This is a genomic window from Frateuria sp., from assembly GCF_013362045.1.
In the GTDB taxonomy this organism is placed as follows: domain Bacteria; phylum Pseudomonadota; class Gammaproteobacteria; order Xanthomonadales; family Rhodanobacteraceae; genus Frateuria_A.
The window spans coordinates 1-4,745 of sequence record NZ_JABFWW010000032.1 but is presented as its reverse complement, the minus strand read 5'-3'; the positions used below and the strand labels follow the sequence as shown (position 1 = coordinate 4,745).

Annotated in this window: 6 protein-coding genes and 1 pseudogene; 3 read left to right on the top strand and 4 right to left on the bottom strand. The window is 70.4% G+C overall.

Annotated features, from left to right (window positions below):
- A pseudogene (locus HOQ08_RS01595) lies at window positions 1-349 on the top strand (SAM-dependent methyltransferase); the annotation flags it as partial.
- On the opposite strand, the gene HOQ08_RS01590 reads toward HOQ08_RS01595, so the two are convergent.
- On the bottom strand, window positions 269-493 hold the full coding sequence (locus HOQ08_RS01590; protein WP_291190574.1) for a hypothetical protein: 225 nt from the start codon (window positions 491-493) through the stop codon (window positions 269-271). The pseudogene HOQ08_RS01595 and the gene HOQ08_RS01590 sit on opposite strands and share 81 nt — an antisense overlap.
- Between HOQ08_RS01590 and cysK the strand changes: the two genes are divergently transcribed.
- A complete protein-coding gene (cysK, locus tag HOQ08_RS01585) occupies window positions 492-1,475 on the top strand; it encodes a cysteine synthase A (protein WP_291190571.1) in 984 nt (327 codons plus the stop codon). The two genes, HOQ08_RS01590 and cysK, sit on opposite strands and share 2 nt — an antisense overlap.
- A 170-nt stretch (window positions 1,476-1,645) precedes the next feature.
- Here cysK and HOQ08_RS01580 read toward each other — a convergent pair whose 3' ends face one another.
- Window positions 1,646-2,038, bottom strand: coding sequence for a helix-turn-helix domain-containing protein (locus HOQ08_RS01580; protein WP_291190568.1), 393 nt, complete (start codon window positions 2,036-2,038; stop codon window positions 1,646-1,648).
- A gap of 150 nt (window positions 2,039-2,188) precedes the next feature.
- Between HOQ08_RS01580 and gstA the strand changes: the two genes are divergently transcribed.
- Window positions 2,189-2,815, top strand: a complete 627-nt coding sequence (gene gstA / locus HOQ08_RS01575) for a glutathione transferase GstA (protein ID WP_291190564.1) — start codon at window positions 2,189-2,191, stop codon at window positions 2,813-2,815.
- A 176-nt stretch (window positions 2,816-2,991) separates the two neighbouring features.
- On the opposite strand, the gene HOQ08_RS01570 is transcribed toward gstA, so the two are convergent.
- Both HOQ08_RS01570 and HOQ08_RS01565 read right to left on the bottom strand, forming a co-directional pair.
- The gene (locus HOQ08_RS01570) at window positions 2,992-4,302 is read right to left on the bottom strand and encodes a hypothetical protein (protein WP_343203803.1); all 1,311 of its coding nucleotides are present in this window, start codon (window positions 4,300-4,302) and stop codon (window positions 2,992-2,994) included.
- Between the two features lie 73 nt (window positions 4,303-4,375).
- Window positions 4,376-4,745 (bottom strand): hypothetical protein (locus HOQ08_RS01565; protein ID WP_291190561.1); only part of this gene is annotated, 370 nt, incomplete at its 5' end.

Here is a 4,745-nt window from a genome sequence, read left to right as displayed (position 1 = left end):
CCACGCGCAGTCGGTGCGCCTGCTCACCGCGCACTGCCAGTCCTCGCAGGACACGCTGGACTGGGCCGCGCTGGCGCAGGAACGCCAGACGCTGGCCGTCTACATGGGCGTGGGCGAACTGGCCACGCTGCAGTCGCGGCTGCTCGCACACGGCCGCGCGCCGGCCACGCCGTTCGCGCTGGTCGAGAACGGCGCGCGCGCCGGCCAGCGCGTGGTCACCGGCACGCTGGCGCAGCTGACCGAACGCGCCACGGCCCATGCGGTTCGTTCACCTGCGCTGCTGATACTCGGCGAGGTCGCCGCGCTGGCGGAAACGCTGGCGTGGTTCGGCGCGCCTCCCTTGGGCGCGACCATCCATGACATCGGCGCTGCGGGCAGGGCGGCCCGCGCCCGCCCGGCGGCGCGCCAGGACGACGTGCTCGCCGCGCTCCACCAGGCCTGCACCACTCCGCGCCGGCGCGTCCGCCGGCACCCATTGCAGGAGCAATTCCATGATCTACGACAGCATCCTGGACACCATCGGCCACACGCCGATCGTCAAGCTGCACCGCCTCGCGCCCAAGCACGTCGAGCTCTACGTCAAGGTGGAGGCCTTCAACCCCGCCGGTTCGGTGAAGGACCGCCTGGCGCTGGCGATCATCCTGGACGCCGAGCAGCGCGGCACGATCAAGCCCGGCCAGACCGTGGTGGAGGCGACCTCCGGCAACACCGGCGTGGCGCTCGCCGCGGTGTGCGCGGCGCGCGGCTATCCGTTCGTGGCGGTGATGACCGAGACCTTCTCGATCGAGCGGCGCAAGCTGATCCGCGCCTATGGCGGCAAGGTGATCCTGACGCCCGCGGCCGCGCGCGGCACCGGCATGGTCGAGAAGGCCGCGGAGCTGGCGAAGAAACATGGCTGGTTCCTCGCCCGCCAGTTCGAGAACCCGGCCAACCCGGCCTACCACCGCCAGACCACCGCCGCGGAAATCCTCGGCGACTTCGCCGGCCGCCGGCTCGACTACTTCGTCAGCGGCTGGGGCACCGGCGGCACGCTCACCGGCGTGGGCGAGGTGCTGAAGGTGGCGCGGCCGGAGGTGAAGATCATCGGCGCCGAGCCTGCCGGCGCCTCGCTGCTGGCCGGCAAGGAATGGCAGCCGCACAAGATCCAGGGCTGGACGCCGGACTTCGTCCCCGCGGTGCTCAACCGCAAGGTGGTCGACCAGTTGCTGGGCATCGACGACACGGTCGCCCGCGACACCTCGCGCGCGCTGGCGCAGCAGGAGGGCATCTTCGTCGGCCTGTCCTCCGGCGCCACGCTGGCGGCGGCGCTGCAGGTGGCCAAGGACGCGCCGGAAGGCTCGGTGTTGCTGGCGATGCTGCCCGACACCGGCGAGCGCTACCTGTCGACCTTCCTGTTCGAAGGCGTCAACGAGGGCTCGGACGAGGTCGACGAGCCCGGTACGTCGCTGGCGCAGAAGGTGGCTGCTGCGGTCTGATTCGCGGGGCTTCCGCAAGGCTGTCCCCTTCCGCCTGCCACCTTTCCCTGTTGAACGGGGGAAAGGTTCGATAGGGGCGCCTCACGTGATCCTTCCCCTGCTTGCGGGGGAAGGTAGCCGGCAGCGCGGATGGGGGAGGCCGGAGTGCATACCCCACGCCCACCATCTGCTTATGCCGCTCGCCGCGACCGCACACGGCCCGTGCGCGCAGCTCCCAGCTCCCACTGCTCGATCAGCTTGCGTCCCACCTTCGCCAGCGCCTCGATCGCCGGCAGCAGTTCGCGGCCCAGCGGCGTGAGCGCGTACTCGGCCGAAGGCGGCGAGGTATCCAGCACGCGGCGCGTCACCAGCCCGCGCGATTCCAGCTCGCGCAGCCGCGCGCTCAGCACCCGTGCGGATATGCGCGGGATGTCGTGGCGCAGCTCCCCGAAGCGGCGCGGCTCGGCGCTCAGGTACCAGACCACGTTGGGCGCCCAGGCGCCGCGCAGCAGCGCCAGGCTCTCGGTGAGCGGACACGCCGGCGGCGGCGTGGCGACCTTGCTCTTGCGCAGTGGCAGGCCCATGGCGGGTGATCCTCGTGCATGCGGTAACTGTGGGGATACCACATTCTGGCACTAATCGCTGGTTAGGTGGTATCCATCAGTAACTTCGTGCGGCTAGGATGCGCGCTACGTCAGACGACGTGCCCCTCCATCCCCACAAGGAGTCACCGCATGAAGCTCTACTACTCCCCCGGCGCCTGCTCGCTGTCCCCGCATATCGTTGCGCAGGAGGCCGGCATCGCCCTGGAACTGGTGAAGGTCGACACCAAGGCCAAGCGCACCGAAAGCGGCGCCGATTTCCTGGCGATCAACCCGAAGGGCTACGTGCCGACGCTGGAGCTGGACGACGGCCAGGTGCTCACCGAAGGCCCGGCGATCGTGCAGTACCTGGCCGACTTCAAGCCCGCCTCGAACCTGGCGCCGGCCAACGGCACGCTGGCGCGCTACCGCCTGCAGGAGACGCTGGGCTACATCAACTCCGAGCTGCACAAGACCTACAGCCCGCTGTTCAAGCCGGACACGCCCGAGGCGACCCGGCAGGAGCGCAAGGCGTACCTGCTCAAGCGCTATGCGTTGATCGAAGCCACGCTGGCCAGGCAGCCCTGGCTGCTCGGCGACCACTTCACCGCGGCCGACGCGTATCTGTTCACCGTCACCAACTGGGCACGCCACGTGGACCTGGACCTGTCTGCGTTCCCAGCGGTCCTCGCGTTCCAGAAGCGCGTGGCCGAGCGGCCGGCGGTGCAGGCGGTGATGGATGCCGAAGGGCTGGCGCGCCGCGCCACCGCGGCGGCCTGAGGCCGCTTCGAAACGTGCTGCCTGCTTGAGCAGGCGGCACGTTTTTTTCGGCTAGGTACGGCGGGCTTCAGCCCAGCATGCACGACCTGGCGTAGGGCGGTGGGCCGAAGCCCACCCTGCGAGGCGTTCAATCGTCCGAGTGGCTCCTGTCGCGCATCCAGCCGCCCGGCGGGCAATCAGTGCGACGCACCATCCGCGTGCCTGACCACGAGGTCGCCCTTGCGCGTCCCAGGCGCCACGGACCATCCCGGATTGAGCTGCAGCTTCCAGCCGGGCCCCTTCAGGCCCGCCGGATCGGCGCCGACGGCCGAGACGGTTGCCTGTTGCCGGCCGAGCAGGATGCCGTCCTCCACTTCGAGCACGCCCCAGTCGTCCGACAGGCGCATGGTGGGGTACGCGGTTCCGTACTCGCCCAGCGGTTGCAGCGTCTGCGGGTTGAACTGGTGGCTCTCGTGCAGCAGCGGCAGCGCCAGTACCGGGCCATCGACCAGCTTGGCCTTGAGTGCCGCCAGGCGCGCTTGCCTTGCCTGTTCGCGCCGTACCTCGCTGGCGCGCAGGCTGCCGTCGTCGTAGACCTTCTCGCGCGCAGCAAGCGTGTCGAACGCCGGCGCAGGCAGGCGCAGCGCGGTGGCCAGCAACTGGTCCAGCCGCTGGCCCGAGCGCAGCTTGCCGCGCCACGCGGGGTCGGCCTGGTCCAGCAGCAGGCCGTAGGCCGGGCCGGTCGCATAGGCAAACGAGCGCACGAAGGTCGGCGCCCTGACGAACGCGGACAGGTCCTGCAGGGCGTAGTCGCGTCTTGCCTGCGGCGTGTCCAGGCCCAGGCGCACGCCGGTGTACTCGGCCACGCCCTCGTTCGACTCGAGCGCGTTCTCGTTGGCTGCGGCAGCGGGGAAGCGCAGGTAGCGCTCCTGCCGGAACAGCAGCGCATCGTCGATCGCGGCGCGCCGTGCGGCATCCGTCGGCGCGCGCAAAGCCTCGGCCAGCGCGCGCCATTCGAGCTGCAGCAGGTAGCGTCCCTCCAGCGTATCCATGTGCTGGTTGTCGCCTTCGTGCGTGGCCATGCCCAGTTCGGGCTGGATGCGGTGGAACATCTCGTGCGCCAGCATCACGTGGCGCCTGGCCGCATCCTGCGGCAGCGGCCACATGATTTGGCTCCAGTGCACGCCGGACCAGGTAATGCTGGTGTTGGCGACGATCTCCGAAGCCGGCAGCGTGCCCGTGAAGACCGCACCGGTGGCCCTCAGCGCGCCGTGGGCATCCGCCTGGTTGGCGACGATCGAGCGGTCGGTCGGGTCGACCAGCAGCATCGGACCGCACAGGCTGTGGCCCCACAGCGCGCCGGCATCGCGCTGGCAAATGGTCCTGGCCTCGCCGAAGACGCGCGCGGCCCCCGCCGGATCGACTGCGCCGATCGCCGGGGCCGACGCCATCGCCAGACCGAAAGCCGCGACCAGGACGCGGCCGTTGCAGAAGGACATCGCACGCATGGGCATTTCCCTACGATGGTTGTCGCAGCGAGTTGTACGACGTACGTCGTAGATTGTCAACGCGGGCCGCAGCTCAGCGACGCGCCGTCCATTCGATCTTGTCCTGCGGCGTGACCGTCAGCGCGAGGATCGGCAGTTGCCGCGGGTCGAGCAGGGTGACGTGGCGGCCTTCCTGCCAGATCCGCTCCGGCGGCAGCGCCTGCCGTTCGATCGAGGCGGCGATCACGCGCCCATGGCGAATCTGCAGCACGAACGAGCCCGCGCCGTCGTGCGCATAGACCGAGAGCGTGGAGCCGAAGACGCTCGCGTGGCACAGGTCCGCCAGCGCAGGGTCGGCCTGTCCCAGCCGGCCCGCGCCGAGCGCCAGCACGCAGCAGGCGGACACGACCGCGGCCGCGGCACGCAGGCGCAGCGGCGGCAGCCCCTGGCGGGAGGGTTCGAGC